Annotated in this window: 14 protein-coding genes; all 14 read right to left on the minus strand. The window is 45.7% G+C overall.

From position 1 onward, the window contains the following. The 14 genes from V2S86_RS11685 to galU all read right to left on the minus strand — a co-directional run bounded on the left by V2S86_RS11685 (position 1) and on the right by galU (position 16,708). Positions 1-1,158 carry a glycosyltransferase family 4 protein gene (locus tag V2S86_RS11685; RefSeq protein WP_330762535.1) on the minus strand — a complete coding sequence of 386 codons (1,158 nt, stop codon included), beginning with the start codon at positions 1,156-1,158 and terminating at the stop codon, positions 1-3. 110 nt (positions 1,159-1,268) lie between these two features. Further along, positions 1,269-2,318 carry a glycosyltransferase family 4 protein gene (locus V2S86_RS11690; RefSeq protein WP_330762536.1) on the minus strand — a complete coding sequence of 350 codons (1,050 nt, stop codon included), beginning with the start codon at positions 2,316-2,318 and terminating at the stop codon, positions 1,269-1,271. 26 nt (positions 2,319-2,344) lie between these two features. Next, a complete protein-coding gene (locus V2S86_RS11695) occupies positions 2,345-3,679 on the minus strand; it encodes a hypothetical protein (RefSeq protein WP_330762537.1) in 1,335 nt (444 codons plus the stop codon). Between the two features lie 2 nt (positions 3,680-3,681). Then, positions 3,682-4,818 carry a glycosyltransferase family 4 protein gene (locus V2S86_RS11700; protein ID WP_330762538.1) on the minus strand — a complete coding sequence of 379 codons (1,137 nt, stop codon included), beginning with the start codon at positions 4,816-4,818 and terminating at the stop codon, positions 3,682-3,684. A 30-nt stretch (positions 4,819-4,848) separates the two neighbouring features. Continuing rightward, positions 4,849-5,865 (minus strand): polysialyltransferase family glycosyltransferase, encoded by a 1,017-nt coding sequence (locus tag V2S86_RS11705; protein WP_330762539.1) that lies wholly within the window; start codon positions 5,863-5,865, stop codon positions 4,849-4,851. Between the two features lie 47 nt (positions 5,866-5,912). Continuing rightward, complete coding sequence (locus V2S86_RS11710) at positions 5,913-6,419, minus strand: acyltransferase (RefSeq protein ID WP_330762540.1); 507 nt, start codon at positions 6,417-6,419, stop codon at positions 5,913-5,915. Continuing rightward, entirely contained in the window at positions 6,416-7,654 is a 1,239-nt protein-coding gene (locus tag V2S86_RS11715) for a lipopolysaccharide biosynthesis protein (RefSeq protein WP_330762541.1), read from the minus strand. The genes V2S86_RS11710 and V2S86_RS11715 overlap by 4 nt, the downstream gene beginning before the upstream one ends. Then, positions 7,655-9,895 (minus strand): N-acetylneuraminate synthase family protein, encoded by a 2,241-nt coding sequence (locus V2S86_RS11720; RefSeq protein WP_110605880.1) that lies wholly within the window; start codon positions 9,893-9,895, stop codon positions 7,655-7,657. A gap of 3 nt (positions 9,896-9,898) precedes the next feature. Continuing rightward, the gene (locus tag V2S86_RS11725; protein WP_330762542.1) at positions 9,899-10,588 is read right to left on the minus strand and encodes an acylneuraminate cytidylyltransferase family protein; all 690 of its coding nucleotides are present in this window, start codon (positions 10,586-10,588) and stop codon (positions 9,899-9,901) included. A gap of 88 nt (positions 10,589-10,676) precedes the next feature. After that, positions 10,677-12,824 carry a tyrosine-protein kinase Wzc gene (gene wzc, locus V2S86_RS11730; RefSeq protein ID WP_330762543.1) on the minus strand — a complete coding sequence of 716 codons (2,148 nt, stop codon included), beginning with the start codon at positions 12,822-12,824 and terminating at the stop codon, positions 10,677-10,679. Between the two features lie 12 nt (positions 12,825-12,836). Next, a complete protein-coding gene (locus V2S86_RS11735) occupies positions 12,837-13,271 on the minus strand; it encodes an arsenate reductase/protein-tyrosine-phosphatase family protein (protein WP_004942391.1) in 435 nt (144 codons plus the stop codon). 11 nt (positions 13,272-13,282) lie between these two features. Further along, on the minus strand, positions 13,283-14,419 hold the full coding sequence (locus V2S86_RS11740; RefSeq protein WP_330762544.1) for a polysaccharide export protein: 1,137 nt from the start codon (positions 14,417-14,419) through the stop codon (positions 13,283-13,285). A gap of 446 nt (positions 14,420-14,865) precedes the next feature. Further along, positions 14,866-15,759: a UTP--glucose-1-phosphate uridylyltransferase gene (locus V2S86_RS11745; protein ID WP_330762545.1), complete on the minus strand. Its 894-nt coding sequence runs from the start codon at positions 15,757-15,759 to the stop codon at positions 14,866-14,868. 49 nt (positions 15,760-15,808) lie between these two features. Continuing rightward, positions 15,809-16,708, minus strand: a complete 900-nt coding sequence (gene galU / locus V2S86_RS11750) for a UTP--glucose-1-phosphate uridylyltransferase GalU (RefSeq protein WP_330762546.1) — start codon at positions 16,706-16,708, stop codon at positions 15,809-15,811. Positions 16,709-16,896 lie beyond the last annotated feature (188 nt).

Here is a 16,896-nt window from a genome sequence, read left to right on the forward strand (position 1 = left end):
TTAATAAGTGATCGACTTGGCCGATTGAAAATCAGCCAATTTCTGATTAACATAATTCGACAACTCGTCACGGAAACGCTCCGCTGAGAACTTGTTCGCATGCAGACGGCAATCGGCGGCAATAATCTTGTCCTGAATCGTCTCAAAATAATTCACCGCCTGAATTATTGATGCAGTATTTTGTTCATCAAAGAAGATACCCGTTGGGTTATCAACACCGTAGGGTCGGACTGTTTCCAATGATCCACCCTTGCCAAAGGCAATGATCGGTGTTCCGCAGGCTTGCGCTTCAACGACAGTAATACCGAAATCTTCTTCTGCAGCAAAAACGAATGCTTTGGCACGCTTCATATAATCTTGCAGAACGTCATTAGGCTGGAAACCCAGAATTTCTACGTTCTTACCGGCCTTACTTTTTATTTTTGCCATTTCAGAACCATCGCCAATGACAACGAGCTTCTTGTCTGGCATGGCAGAAAAAGCCTCTACAATAAGGTTAATTCGTTTGTAGGGGACCATTCGTGACGCAGTAAAATAGAAGTCTTCTTTATTTTCCTCGACAGTAAAACGATTAACGTCCACTGGAGGATAAATGACATCAGCGTCTCTGCCATAAACTTTTTTGATGCGGCGGGCAATAAAATGCGAATTAGCAATAAAATGGTCAACGCCATTTGCAGTACGATAATCCCACATTCTTATTTTATGCAGTAACCATTTCGCCAGTTTGCCCTTCAGACCCTTATCGAGCCCGGCCTCCCGCAAATACTGGTGCTGTAGATCCCAAGCGTAACGGATCGGCGAATGTACATAGCTGATATGCAATTGATCGGGACCGGTAAGAACCCCTTTAGCTACTGCGTGGCTGCTCGACAGAATCAGATCGTGTTTGGACACATCCAATTGCTCGATCGCCAGTGGCATAAGCGGTAGATATTTTTGATAACCGGTCTTGGCCTTAGGCAAGTTTTGAACAAAGGTTGTCTCGGCATGCTTGCCACCAAATTGGGCACGCGATTCATCACTTAAAAAGTCGACAACTGAATAGAGATCGGAATCAGGATATAAATCAATAAACTCTTTTATCACTCGTTCAGCGCCGGCATAACTTACCAACCAGTCAGCAACAACGCCAACGCTCAAATTTCCATTTGGCATTATTTCCCCCAAAATGATAAATAAATCTGAAACTTCATAAATTTTCAGTTCATTATTGTAACTACAAATAGAATAAATTTAACAGTCGAAATACAATAAAAATTAGCGTTTCACTGGTGGGCGTCAATCAGTTCATTAATCTTGCTTGCTGATAGAGTCCAGGAAAATCTTTTTATATTGTTAAATCCGCTCTGGATAAGCTGTTGGCGAAGAGCATCATCACTCGTTATTCGGCTAATACAGGCCGCGATATCATTCGTATTGTCCGGTGAGAAATACAATGCGCTATCACCAAGTACTTCGGGTAGTGAGGCGCTATTCGATGAAATCACCGGGCAACCACAAGCCTGCGCCTCTAGCGGCGGAATACCAAAACCTTCATAGAATGACGGAAAAACAAAGGCCAGGGCATTAGAATATAATTCAATCAGCTGTTCATCGCTGACGCGACCGGTAAATTCGACATTTTCTGTTGCCGCTAAAGACGGTGTAACGTTGTTGAAGTTGGCATTAGCGGCACCAATGATCTTGAGCTTGACCTTATCCCGGTTTTCCCACTGATTGAATGCAGTAATCAACCCATGGAAATTCTTATGGTAATTGGGTGAGGAAACCGCCAGCAAATAGGGATCGCGTGCCAACGCTTCGTTCTTTTTGGGGCAGAAAATACTGCCTGCTGCATTATAGATAACATGAATATCATCCAACGGATAACCGTATGCTTCATGTAACTCTTTTTTGGAGAACTCACTCACCGTTAGCAACATCTTGCTATTACGCAACATAAGCGGCACAAAAACGTTATAAAGCAGACGGAACTTCCAAGAATAACTCTGGGGATAACGTTTATAGGTGACATCGTGGTGAGTGACGATCTTGTTCTGATAAAAAATAGGTGCCGTATTGCCGAGGTTTAACAACAGCGGTTTTCCCTGCGTAGCAAGATAGGCCGGTAAATCCTTTTGTTCCCACCGATGTCCACTGGATGAGCCGATAATCTTGACATTCAGTAATTCGGCAACATCATGGTGTTTGATATTCTTTGGGGAAAGAAAAACAACGTCAGTGCGCAGGGCGTTTAACGCCAGGCAAATCTGCTGAGCAAAACGCTGCACGCCCGTGACATCCTGGGTCAGAAAACGTGCGTTAACATAAATCATAGTCAGGCTATCCCCTTGAAGTTCGACTAACGGTATCTCGGTTTTATTTTATTTAAAACGTGACTACTGGTAGATTCCTTCTCAGATGTCGTTTTCAACGACAAGATCAGGATAGTCAGGATGATTGGGAAAAGATAACCCGGATAGTTTGTTAATGGATTGTTGTAAACAAAGTTCATTATCAGCGATATCATCCAGTACAGATAAACTCCGACATACCCTCCTCTTATCACTTTCCGATAAAGGACACCGAGAATAATGGTGCCAACGATCACCAGGAAAATAATCCCCACATTGCCATAATTTGACAGCATGTAAATATACATACTATCCAAAGGAATACTGTTGCTATTGTCATCACCAACGACAGCGTTACCATTGACGGCATAGCCTGCGCCAATATATGGAGAGTATTCTGGTGATGCCTTCACACTAGCAATCCCCATGGTTCGGAAAAGAATACTGTTTTCCGCAATGGCATTTTCCTTAGGGAACAGGGCCTGATAAACATCATAGTTCGTAGTTGTGACATAGAAAAACATTCCCAACACAAATGTCGCTAGCGTAACAATATTCAGGCTAAATCGCAGCGAGAAGAGGCGTCTCGACATCAGGAACATAATATAAAGCAGTGCCATAATAATGGCGGTTTTCGACGTTGAGCACACAATGCCCAGCGTAATAAGTAAAATGAATTTCTTTCTATTTTTGAGACTGACGAAAGGAGAAAGCACCAGCGCAAAGAAGAGGTATTCGCTAAGGCTGAATGGCCCTGTCTGTAATCCAAAAGCGCGGAATTGCCCCTGGATAGTACGCAACACCAAGCCATACTCTTTACCAAACTGCGTAAGCTGCGGACCTGGGTCGTAACCTATCACTGCATACAGTGCACCGGCCAGAGTTGATTCCGCAATGGCAAATAATGCATTTATAACGGCAAAGATAATATAAAACTTTACTAACTTCATCAGTATATCAAGCCGCTCTTCACGAGATAGCAGCATCAATACGGCACCACAGAAAAATGATGCGAAGGTTAGCAATTCGAGACGGAATTGTACCAATGAGCGAAAGAAGTTAAAGCGACCATGAATCATGGTGAGTAAAATGTAGATCAGAGAAAAACCTATCATCGCGAAGAAAAGCACAATGACGCTCTGAAATTGAGGGGTAACCTTTGGATTCCGCGATATCAACAGAATCAATATGAATACAGGTATAACCACTGCGAAAAAATCTTTATACAACAACAGCAACCGCGTTGAAATATAAGCAGTTACGGTGATAATTCCGCTGATCGAAACCAACGTTAAATAACTTAACAATAAAAATATCACCAGCGACTTTATAGATACTTTCATTATTATCCTCTGTACACGCTTTCGTAACTGCTGGCTATTTTCTCAATTTCAAAAAACGAACGTCGCAGCGAATTTTTATTTTCTTTAACAGCACCAATCACACCAGCGATAGAGAAATCCGTCAGTTCAAAAATATTATCGTAGTAAGCTGCGATTTCGGTCACCCCACCGCTGAAAGTGGTATAGACAACTTTACCAGAGATAGCAGATTCTGCAACCGCACGACCAAAAGGCTCGTTCCAACGCGTTGGCAGTACAACCGCATCGACCTGTGCCATAAATTCCTCAATTTTGATAAAACCGAGCAGCTTGACTCCAGACGTTTCCGCCAACGCCTTCATCTGTTCGCCAGAGGCATCGTTATTAAAGCGACCTGCGGCATAAAACTCCACGTCCGGATCCTGAAGGCCCTGCTTCGCCAACGAGCAGAATTCATCAAACCCCTTATCCTCGGTCAAGCGACCAACAAAGCCTATTCTCACCTTCTCGCTTGGGATCGGAGCAAAATCTACAGCCGCTACCGGGTTGTAAATGTAGGTATGTTGCGCGTTACGGGCAAAGCCATTTTCCTGGTGCAGTGCCGAAATGTACTTGCTGATACCGACAAAAGCATCAACATTTTGGCTCGCTTTTTTCTTAAAATAGGAAGTGATGGCCACAGTCCGACCTTTTACATCCATATTTTGCCCGTGCTGGAACAAAGTACCATTAGGATGGAACAGGTAATAGTCGCGGGTAGTATGAACTACACGGGCTCCCAACTTTTTCGCCGCACGCCATATCGCAACAGAAAAGCCACTAAGGTTGTTGGTATGAACTACATCAGGGGCAAAAGCACGCAGTTCATTGCGCACCATGCGCGTCATGAACGGATTGTAAGAATCCAGCAGGTGCCAAGCCGCTTTTTGCAGCTTGCCAGCAGCCTGCTTCTGGAACGGCCAGTACAGATTCTTCAGCGGGAAGTAAACGATACCTACGCCGTTAAGTACATCATGTTTAATTTCATCGCCTTCATGAAGACAAAATACACGCACCTGGTGTCCGGCGCTCTGCAGGCTTTCGGCCAGCATCTGTACGGATACCTCCGCGCCACCAATCTTGTAGGGAGCATAAAGTGTATTTATTAAAACAATCTTCATTTATTGACCACCACGGAATAATTTATAAAATCAAAATTTATCTTTAATCAGAGTGATATCAGCACTCTCATAGTTCTCATAATTTTTATAAATCGCATCAACGAAATTAACCCATTCTGGCGACAGCACTTTTTCGTCGAGTACGTAAGCGGTTATTTTTATTTTCTCATCATAGATCTTGATCAGATTGTCATATAATGACGAGTAGAAACCAGCAATTGAGGTTACGTTTTCTCCCGCAACGATCGGGTAAACTTCAAACGGGAAATCTAGACGCCGCACCTCTACATGCTGTTTGATCGCATCAATTTTCTCTTCACGCTCACGACGGTGTGGAATGTATACCAATTCGACGCCTTCCTGATTTTTTTTCAGATCGTCGATCATTTTCAGCGTCAGCTCGATATCGTCAACAGAGGTCACTCCTGCTTCATAAAGAGGTGTGCCAATGATGAAGACCTTATTTCCACCTTGTGGAAGATTTTCCAACTTCACTTTAAAGTTCTGATAATTATGTTTAATTATCGTATCTCGAAGAGCGATGTTTTTCTCAATATCGTACACCGAGAAGAAGGTGATTTTCTCTCGTTCATTGTTAGCCATACCCAAAGACTTAAGGAAAATCGACTTCGCAATACCCTTTGCGGTGAGATTGTTGCTGCGCTTGATCCTGAGCGTGGCAGTACCGTCATCCAACAAAACAATCTCTCGTTTTGGGAACTTGTGAGCTAATATCCAAAAAACTCTCGCACGATATTCACCAGCAATCAGGGTAACATGTTCTCTCACATTGACTTCTGAATTAACGCTCTTTAATTCTTTTCTTATATCCAGCACATTCCCCAAATAGCCTTCAACGTCGATCGTCTTCAACGTCTTATGCCTAATCATGCTCAACAGATAAACGATCTGTCCATGATTTAATGATGAATTTGCTGAGCGTTTGTTCACGATCAGCAGATCCAGGGTAATGTTCTTCGCATCAAGATATTCGATAAGGTTAAAAGCCTGCAGCGGTGATTCAATGTACGCAATGTGCTTACTCATATTTCTGATATCCGATTTTGGTAACTGATGCGAATTTCACATATCACTCAATGGAACTTGCCTTCCGCTTTGAGTTGTAAATAATGATCGACGTCGCGCTGCGAGAACGCCTTGGCCGGGTGGCCACCGGCGATAGCATAAGGTTCAATATCTTTAACCACTACGCTGCCGGCCTGAATAATAGCCCCCTCACCGATGGTCACACCAGGCAGGATAATCACATTTATACCCAACCAGACATTGTCTCCGATATGAGTATCTTTAATCACGTAGGTGTGGTCATAAGGGATAGCAGTGCCGTTATGATTATGATTTTCAGTGATTAATACGCAACCAAAACCACAATGAAAATTATCGCCAATGATGACACTGCCCTTACCTACTACCGTCAGACCATTTGAGTTGAAGTTATTGCCCAACGTCGTTTTATTATTAACAATGGTCAAAAAATTAACTTTGGGATCGCGTCCGCACTTCGCCGCAGTCCTGATAACTTTAGAACGATAGCGCTGTTTTTTTAGACCTCTCAACCATCGTTTAAAACTTGCTATCATCTTTTCCTCTCAATGCTGATCTGTCGTTTACCATAAATAAAGGTCGCTACACAGGCAAAAAGACTGGATATCGCATAGACAAAACAGAAATACTCGACCTTTATTGCCGTCATGGTGACGATCAAGATGCCGATTAAATGCGTGACCATCGAACCCATTGTAATAATCGAAATCATTTTATTTTTACGATAATAGAACAGTGAGTGCGTAAAAATATAATAGATGGAAAGGAATGCAGTTCCCGGCAACAAAATATTGAAATAATAAATAGCTTGGTTGAACTCGGCCTTAAAGAGATAAGGGAAAACAAATGGCATGATGAAGAAGTAAATTATGCAGGCCACAATCACTAAACCTGTATAGCCATATTGAATCAGCTCAACACCTCGGAAATCTTTTTCTTTCAGCTTTCGGTATATGAAAGGCTGGAATGCCTGGTTAATTACCCCGAAGAACAACATCACAATGGAGGTAAGTTGAAATGCCAGACCATAGACCCCTACCACTGCGGTACTCATATAATGAGCAATAAAGAACCGATCTATCGATGATTTTATCCAGTAACTGCCGTGATGCGGCAACAGGGATAAACCATAATTGATAATTTCCTTATAGCGTTGGCGTACAGGCTGAAGTACCGTACGTTCACCTTTGATTTTCTTGTAAACGAAGAACTCATAGGCTATCTGAATGCTGAAAAACGAAGCCGCTATCGCTATCAACCGCTGTCCCGGCGTAGCTGCAATCATCTCGAAAAGCGCGATCGTAAACAGGACGTTAAATGCAGAAAGCAAGAACTGTCCAATAGCAGCGACCTTATAGGTCTGGCTGATACGTAAATGAGACAGATTGATAAAGTTAAGGGCTTGCGCCAGAGACGCCAAAACTACCAAAAAACCATCACTGAAACTTACGGATATATTTGCGACTAGAGTAACAATATAAAATATTGCCACCAATAACGCACTCGACGCCAAAGCCAGAACAATGTTATCTCTGCGGAACACCAGGGAACTCCCTTCCCCCTCTTGCATATACTTGACCGGCAACAGACCCTGACCACTAAACGAAATGAAAATGATCAGCATCTGAATAACGGACAGATACAGAGTTAGCGCGCCGTATCCCGACGCGCCAAGGTGTGCTGTTAAATAAGGCAGTATGATGAAGCCTATGACCTTGCCGAGAATATCCCCTATCGACAAGGCCGCAGCGCCCATAATGACTTTACTCATTTACAGATACTTTTCCAGGAAGTTAAGTGCGTGCCAGAATCCCTCTCCCTGATTTTTGTGCCCTTGCCAGACTTCTGGAATAAACATAGCACCTGGAGCATAACGCACCAGATCATCGGCAAGTTCATCAAAGTTCACATCGCCTTTACCAATCTGAACCCCTTCACCATCCACGCCCAGTGCATCAACAATATGCATATGTGCAGTATAAGCCCCTACTTTTTGGGTGAACTCATGGAGATCCCATTGGTAGTAGTTACAGGCCATCATCGAATGAGAAGTGTCGTAACAGATGCGATAGTTATATTTTTCGCAGAATGCCTTGATCTCATCCGGGTCGACAAAGAGGTTGTGGTAGCTCTGTCCACCAAAGTGCCATGGGAATGGAGGCATGGTTTGGATAATAATTTCCACCCCTTCCTGATTAATCTGGCCCAATGCAACACCGATGCGCTCGTACATTGCCTGACGCGATTCTTTTGGCAGGAAGCCCGTAGTATTGAATCCACCGGCGTTAACAACGATAACCGGTCGTTCAGTTTTCGGGAAATACTGCTTAAGTGCGCGAGTCACATCGCAAACACGCTGCAACTGCTTGATAGAATGCTCAAGGTAAACCGGGTCGTCAGTCGCCAGATCCAAAATATGGTCGTTGGCAAACAGCTCAGGGCTGTGTACGGCAAAACCAATGTCTTCTGGGCCGGAGAAAAATTCCGTCAGATCCAGTTCCATATCCTGGTAGCTCAGGTGGAACTCAACGAAGTCCAGATTGGACTTGTTTTTCAGCTTGCTGTAATCATGATAACGAACAGGAATACCAAAAGGACGGTCAAAATCATAGTCCTTGGCTTCAATCGCTACATCGTTCAGATCTGACTCATAGAAGTAACCGCCTTTCTCATGGTCACGGTTGGCTTTTTTGCCGACCAGCTGCTCCATATACAGAGGCTGTAATCCCTGGCCCGGGCTTTTCACTTCAACCATATCGCGAGTTATGATTTCACCCTTTTTCAGGTCGCGATTGATGATCAGACTTTTCGCCAGCGTTTCGCGGTTGATCATTTCACCCTGAGTGATAGCGCGTTCACCCGCCTGCCCCATGGATTCTTCAACTTCACGAATACGTACCACCATCTCTTTAAATTCAGGTGGTAGCAGTGAGACCTTATGGTCATTGCCTTCCATCGATTTATCAATGGTGAAATGCTTTTCGATCACGCGCGCACCGAGTGCGGCTACTGCGATTGGCACAGAGATCCCACGCTCATGACCTGAATACCCGACCAGGCAACCTGTAACTTGCTGCAAGCGTTTAATATAAGCCAGGTTCACATCTTTGAATGGCGTCGGATAAGTTGAGTTGCAATGCAAAATAACAAACTCGGCACCTTTGGATTTCAGGAATTCGACCGAGCTTTTGATTTCCGCTTCACTACACATACCAGTGGAGCAAATCAGCGGTTTGCCCGTGGCCGCTAACGCACCGAGCATTTCATGGTTGGTGAAGTCAGCGGAAGCGACTTTATAACCTTCCATGCCGTACTCCTCCAAAATCTCAAGGCTTTTGAGATCCCATGGCGTACACAGTGGGGTCAGGCCCTTGGTTTTGCAGTAATCGAACACCTCGATCAGATCTTCATTGGAAAGCTGGAATTTCCTCAGCAAGTCAATGGTATATTGAGCCCCCAGGTCGGCAGACTTATCTTTATCGTTTCCGCCTTTATACAGTGAGCTGAGATCGCGCATCTGGAATTTAACGCAATCCGCGCCGGCATCAACGGCCAGATCGACCAGGTGCTTAGCCAGTTTGATATCGCCGTTATGGTTGTTACCAATTTCCGCAATGATGTAGCTCGGAGATGTCTCGGTGATGGTGTGCTTACCAATAGTCAGCCCTTTCTCACTTTGCAGCGCGACAGCGACCAGCCGACGATAATCATCCACCAGTGGCAAAACGTCTACGCCGTTGGTGAACAGCGCGTCGATTTCAGTACGCGGCGCATCAACTTTTTTATAGCGGACATTCTGGTTCATAACTTCAGACATTTCGCGACTCAGATCGAAATCACCATTGGTGATCCAACGGCGGAAGTCGCCATCTGAGAAGGAACCGCATAACTTGCCGTCTTCAGTAACAACGAAGATAATGCGTTTTTTATTTGAGTTGATTTTTTCCAATGCTTTAATGATTGTTTCTGTTTCAAACACCAAAAAATCGGATATTTTTTTCTGGATTAACATTAATTATCTCCCATTCCAATTCTGCAAAATCACTTCAACAACCGCCCAATCGAGCATGGTATCAATTTCAAAACTTTCTTCTTCTGACATCTTATGCGCGACAACTTTTCCACCAAGACGATTACCGGTACTCAGAAGGATTTCGCTTTTCGTTACATAAATTGAGCCATTCTCTTTCAGCTTGATATTTTCCGGCTTTATATCCTGACGCCGCGGACGATTTAAATAGTCATAGTACGCTTTGGGATTATCTTCATTCTCCCAAAGAAAATGCCAAAACTCGCAAACGCTAAGCAAAGAGTCGGCCTTCTTATCGATAATTTTCTTGATTGCTACATCTATGGCATCATCTTTACGAACTGGCGAGGTTGCCTGCAACAATACCGTAAACTCCGGCTTGTAGTTCTCATGCTCCGCCAGCCATTCCAGGGTATGCAACAATGCGGGTTCGGTAGCTGCAGTATCTATCGCCAGATGCGCGGGGCGCATAAAAGGAACTTCAGCGCCGTATTCTCTGGCTACGGCAGCAATATCTTCGCAGTCAGTTGTAACGATAACACGATCAATTTCTGATGAATTCAGTGCCTGCTCAATGCTCCAGGCAATTAATGGCTTCCCTGCAATTTCTTTAATGTTTTTCTTCGGGATCCCTTTCGATCCACCCCTTGCAGGAATAATTGCAAGATTACTCATGTGATATCTCCGAAATTGGAATCTATAAATTTTTTGAACAGATCAAGAGGTTCCTTAAGAATAAGGAACCTCTATTTTTGGAAGGGGGTTATTTGTATTCGTACGCGTAATAGCCGTATGCACTACCGGATTTATGTTCAACGGCGTTAAGAATAATACCTTTGATTTCCATCCCATTTTGCTCAAAGCGGCGGATACTCACCTCGATCTCTTTCAGCGAGTTAACACCGTAACGTGCTACCAACAGCGTGGTACCTACATTACGTGCCACGATTGCAGCGTCGGTTACCGCCAGAATTGGTGGAGTATCGACCAGAACGATATCATATTCTTTACCCGCCCACTCCAGGAACTCTGTCAGACGGTTGTGCATCAGCAACTCTGAAGGATTCGGTGGGATTTTACCGCGCGATATAAAGCTCAGGTTCTCGATCGACGTCTTTCTTACCGCCTGTTGTGCCGATGCCTGGCCGGAAAGTACGTCGGATAAACCAATACCCAATTCACAGTTCAGCAGTGAATGCGCATAGCCTTTACGCATATCGGCATCGACCACCAGAATGCGTTGCCCCGCCTGAGCAATAACGGCAGCCAGGTTGATACTGACAAAGGTTTTACCGATGCTTGGGCTGGCACCAGAGATCATCAACACATTATTTTTCGCTTCGAGCGAAGCGAAGTGCAGACTGGTCCGCAGGCTTCTGACAGCTTCGATGGCCAGATCCGCCGGGTTACCGACTGCAAGCAGCGTATAACTTTTGATGCTACTGCGTTTGCCCGACAACATGGTTTCACGATCGCTTTTCTGCTGCCATTCAGACAACGGAATGCTGGCATAAACGTTGATACCCTGCTGTTCCAACTGTTCGGGACTTTCGATACCGCGATGAAGCATGGTTTTCAATAACACGAAACCGGTAGAGAACAAGCCGCCCAGCAGAGTCACAATCAGTACGATGATGGTTTTTTGCGGTTTCACCGGACGCGGCTGCGTTACCGCCGGGTCAACAATGCGTACGTTACCTACTGTACTTGCCTTGGTGATCCCCAGCTCTTGCTGTTTGTTCAGCAACTGCATATAAATTTCTTGCCCAGCCTGAACGTCGCGAGTTAGACGTAAAATCTCCTGCTGAGTCTTGGGCATACCGCTGACACGTTTGTTGAGCTTGTCCTTTTCTTGCTGCAACGTTGCGCGTTTTTCCATTAGCGCACGATAGGCAGGGTGCTCTTTAGTATACAGCTTGGAGATTTCCGCTTCTTTGAACGTCAATTCGTTCAGTTGAGCTTCAACACCGACAATGGTATCCAATACCGATTTGGCTTCCAGAGACAAATCGACCGAGTCGTTAGCCTGGCGGAAGCGATTGAGTTTATCCTCAGCACTGTCCAGAGAACTGCGGACCTCGGGTAACTGTTCTTTCAGGAAGTCCAGGCTTTTGGCCGCTTCTTCTGATTTGCGCTCAACGTTTTGCAACAGGTAGTTTTTACTGATGCTATCGAGAATTTTACGTACCAGAACAGGATCATCACCAACCAAGCTTAATGCCAGGACGCCGGTATCCTTGCCTTTATCCTCAACGGTCAAGGCATCCAACAGATTATTGGTGGCGACCAAACGTTGCAGCTTGGCCACTTCAAATACCGTGCCAGGCTGTGCCGAGATTTCGCTGACCAGTAAAGTGACGCCTTGGCCACTTGCTAATTCACCGACCTTTGCTTTGATAATTTCAGTACCATCTTTGCTGAGAACATAGTTCTTATCATCGATGACTTTCAATTCAAGCGCGGTATCGTCTGCATTAGAGGGGACGGTAAGACGAGACAACGCAATGCGTCCGGGTTCAACTCCTGTTAAACGAGCCCAACCGCGCCCAAAAATAGGGAAGTATTTTTCCTGGGCAACAGTATCAAGATTCAAATCGTCAACGGTTTTACCTGTCACCATGCGCGATTTGATGAGTTCGATTTCCGTCGAGGAACCCGGCTGACTGTTCGGCAGCATCTGGGATAAATCATTGACCAGTGAATTTCCTACGTTTTGCTCAACCTGAACCATTGCGTCGGCCTGGTAGACCGGGGTGGCAAAAAGCGAATAGATGATACCGGTAACAGAGAATAACGCTGTAATACCGATGATGAGCCATCGATGGTCAAGTAAAGTACCCAACAAGCGACTTAGATCGATCTCGTCATGATTATTGGCCGTTGATAAGCCTGGTTTCGTATTATCAGTCATTGTAATCTCTGGTTAACGATTTAATGCCTCTGCCCATTTCTGGGCAGCATCATCAAGAAGGCGGTAAACAAACTCAAACGCTTCGGCGCTTTTTCTGTAAGGATCAGGCACTTCTTTTTGCCCTAGCCAATGAGCAAAAAGCATCGTCTTCCCTCTGACTTCCGGCGCCAGCCGACAGACTGCATCGATATGGCCCTTTTCCATCACCAGTATCAGCGAATATTCCCGACACATTTCTTTCGTCAGTTGCCTCGCTTCATGCTGCTCTAGCGACAAATGGTGCTTTTCCGCGATAGCGATGGCGCTTTTGTCGGCTGGATTGCCAACCAAAGCGCTAATGCCGGCAGAGGCGATCTCTTTCTCTGGTAAATGTTGCTTTAGTAAGCGTTCTGCCGTTGGGGAACGGCAGATATTACCAACACAGACAACCAGAATAGAATCAAACATTACCGACTCCCCTACGGCCAATTACGAATACGCAATGTGCCTTCCGTGAGATTGTTGAAGCTATCAATGGTCGGTGCCAATTGAACGATCAGACGGTTCCATCTGGCGACCGGCGCTGCGGTCACGTAGACAATGTCATAAGGCTGCAGATGGAACTCCGCACCCATTACCAAGGCCGTCGCATCTGCCATGTTGAGCTGATAAATGTTGGCCAGTTTTTCACCCTGCGAACCGTGCAGAGGGCGAATAACGAATACGCCTGTCGCATCTGCCGCCGCCTGACTGATCCCCTGAGTATTCCCCAGAGCTTCTGTCAATGTCATGCCGCTGCGATCCATCTTGAGCGTTGCCGGCGTTTTAACTTCACCCATGACAAACACTTTCAGATCGTCATTACGCGGCACATAGAGAATGTCCCCCGGATACAACAGGCGGTTCTGGGTCAGGTCCCCGTTCTGCATCAGTTGTTGCAGTGACAGACTTGACTCTTTGCCGTTGTGCGTCAGGACGATATTACGCCAGTCAGCATTTTCCGTCAGACCACCTGCGGCATTGATCGCATCCATCACTGTCAAAGGCACGTTGGTAATGGCCTGTTGACCAGATTTAGAAACTTCGCCGGTCACGTAGGCTTTCTGAGAACGGAATGCGGCAATATTAACATCAACCTGAGGGCTTTCGATGTATTGGGCCAATCGGGCGGCGATCTGATCGCGAATTTGGGTCACCGTTTTACCGACCACTTTCACCTTACCGATATAAGGATAGAAAATGGTTCCATCAGAGTGCACCCAGTTCCCGGTGTCGCTGGCACTGCGGTATTGCCCCGCAGGTGTGGTTAACTCAGGGTGATCCCAAACGGTGACGTTGAGCACATCGCCCACGCCAATTCGGTATTCATAGGTGCTTAACGAAGCATCCAACAGACCATTAGGCTGTGCTACCACTTTTGCAGGGCGCAACTTATCCAACAACTTGGGTGTCATCGGATAGATATTGACCATTTTGTCAATATCAAAGTCTGCATCCTCTTGCTTTACAACACTTTTACCGCTTGTGGACAGGTGGGTTCCAGGAAACACAGTGCAACCACTGATTACACTGATAGATACCAATAGCGATATCATTTTCAATTGTCGTTTTGCCATCAAATTATCATCACTTTCAAAGTAAATGTATCTGCAAAGCTACAATGCTAGCCGACCGTGGCTGCGTCTCTGTAACCTTACCAAAGTGCCTCGGTTTACGATTCCGTCATGCAACGGAACTGAAACCTGTTGCAATAAATCTACAACGTTTATCTGTTGTTGATGAATACAAAGATATTATTATTAGCGATGTGAGGTATTCAGTTATTGCTCACACTGACCACCCCTACAGCCATCAACGTTAGTTATCTTTATAAAACAGTCTATTGCGGAATTTTACAACCTAATTCCAAAGTAAAACCGAGAAGACCAAACGGTAAAGCGGCCTGTAATAGAATGTATACTAATATAAAAAATGAAATAGCGAAATTACATAAGGCTCAACTGATACGGTTAATTTCCCATCCGGCATGCTTTGCACAGCTGAACGGGAAAATTGTACATTTTTAGAGCGCCAATTTTTCAGCCCATTCGCGGAAAGCCTTACCCTGGGTCGGGTGGCGCAGGCCATAGGTGACGAAGGCACGCAGATAGCCCATTTTTTCGCCGCAGTTGAATGATTCTCCAATCAACTCCATTGCTTCAACCGGTTTGTGTTTTAGCAGTTCGGCAATCGCATCCGTCAGCTGAATTCGCCCCCAGACACCTGGCTCCGTTTTTTCCAGAATAGGCCAAATATCGGCGGACAGAACATAGCGCCCTACGGCCGAATAGTTTGATTTTAGCTGAACTTCGCGGCCCGGTTTTTCGATAATCGAAGTCATGCGTGAACTTTCACCGGGTTGCAGACTGTTGGTCTCGCATTCAACGACCGAGTAATCGTGCAGCACATGCTCATCAGCCGCCTGCACCAGTACCTGGCTCAGCCCCGACTGTTCAAAGCGAGCAATCATGTGCGGCAGGTTATCTTTCTTAAGATCGGCTTTTGCATCGTCAAGCAACACGTCCGGCAACAGCACGACAAACGGTGAGTCGCCAACCAAAGGTTTAGCGCACAGCACCGCATGGCCCAAGCCCTTAGGCTGGCCCTGACGGATGTGCATCAACGTCACGCCTTTAGGCGTAATCGACTGTACCTCATCCAGCAGTTGGCGTTTTACGCGCGCCTCAAGCATCGCTTCCAACTCAAAAGAGGTATCAAAATGGTTTTCGATCGCATTCTTGGAAGAGTGTGTCACCAGAATGATTTCTTTAATGCCGGCAGCAACGCACTCATTGACAATATATTGAATCAACGGCTTATCAACGATCGGCAACATCTCTTTGGGAATAGCCTTGGTTGCAGGCAACATGCGCATACCCAGGCCAGCAACAGGAATGACAGCTTTCAACTTGGTCATGGTAATCCTCTTTTCAATCTTGCTTGTGATCGCGTTTAAGCCGCAAAACTTATTTGCTGTTCAATGTCTGTTTCAGCCATTGAGTAAAATCTTCACCTTCCGAAGCATGACGCAGGCCATATTGTACGAACGCTTTCATATAGCCCAACTTATCGCCGCAGTCGTGCGATTTACCGCTCATATGGAAAGCTTCTACGGTCTCTTGCTCCATCAGGGCAGCAATCGCATCAGTAAGTTGGATTTCATCACCGGCACCCGGTAAGGTTTTCTCCAGCAACGGCCAGATATCAGCAGACAACACATAACGCCCTACCACTGCCAGATTGGAAGGGGCTTCTTCTCTTGTCGGCTTTTCGACCACAGCAGTCATCGGTGTACTTTCACCTGCAGCCAGAGTAGCGCCGCCACAATCTACAACGCCGTATTTCGAAACGTCTTGTTCCGGAACGGGTTCCACCATAATTTGACTGAAGCCGGTATCTGCAAAACGCTGAATCATTTTGGCCAGGTTTTCTTTACGCAGATCGGCGGTAGAATCATCCAGCAATACATCCGGCAATAGCACGATAAAAGGTTCATCGCCGATCATTGGTTTGGCGCAGAGCACCGCGTGCCCCAGACCTTTCGCTTGTCCCTGACGGACTTGCATCACCGTCACGTCTGCTGGACAGATGGTTTGCACCTCTTCCAACAACTGGCGCTTAACACGCGACTCCAATACGGCCTCAAGCTCAAAGGAGGTATCGAAGTGGTTCTCAATCGCGTTCTTGGAGGAGTGAGTCACCAGCACAATGTCTTTGATCCCGGCAGCCACGCATTCATTCACAATATATTGAATCAGTGGTTTATCGACCACGGGTAGCATTTCTTTAGGGATGGCTTTCGTTGCCGGCAGCATACGAGTTCCCAAACCCGCAACCGGAATCACCGCCTTCAGTCTTTTTTGCATAGTATTCATCCACAATCCAATAGATAAAAGAATGTCACCGGGCAGAAGTCTATCGAGCCTATACGGGAGGGCAGCGGAATGAATCAGACACGCTACCGCCCTTGGCTTTCAGCTACCAATGCACTGTCGTCGTTCGGTATGGGGCGACTGAGAGTCTCAGTCACGTTTTAATGTAAATTTAAGGTCCG

This window comes from Serratia sp. C2(1) (genome assembly GCF_036352655.1).
GTDB classification, from domain to species: Bacteria; Pseudomonadota; Gammaproteobacteria; order Enterobacterales; family Enterobacteriaceae; genus Serratia; species Serratia inhibens.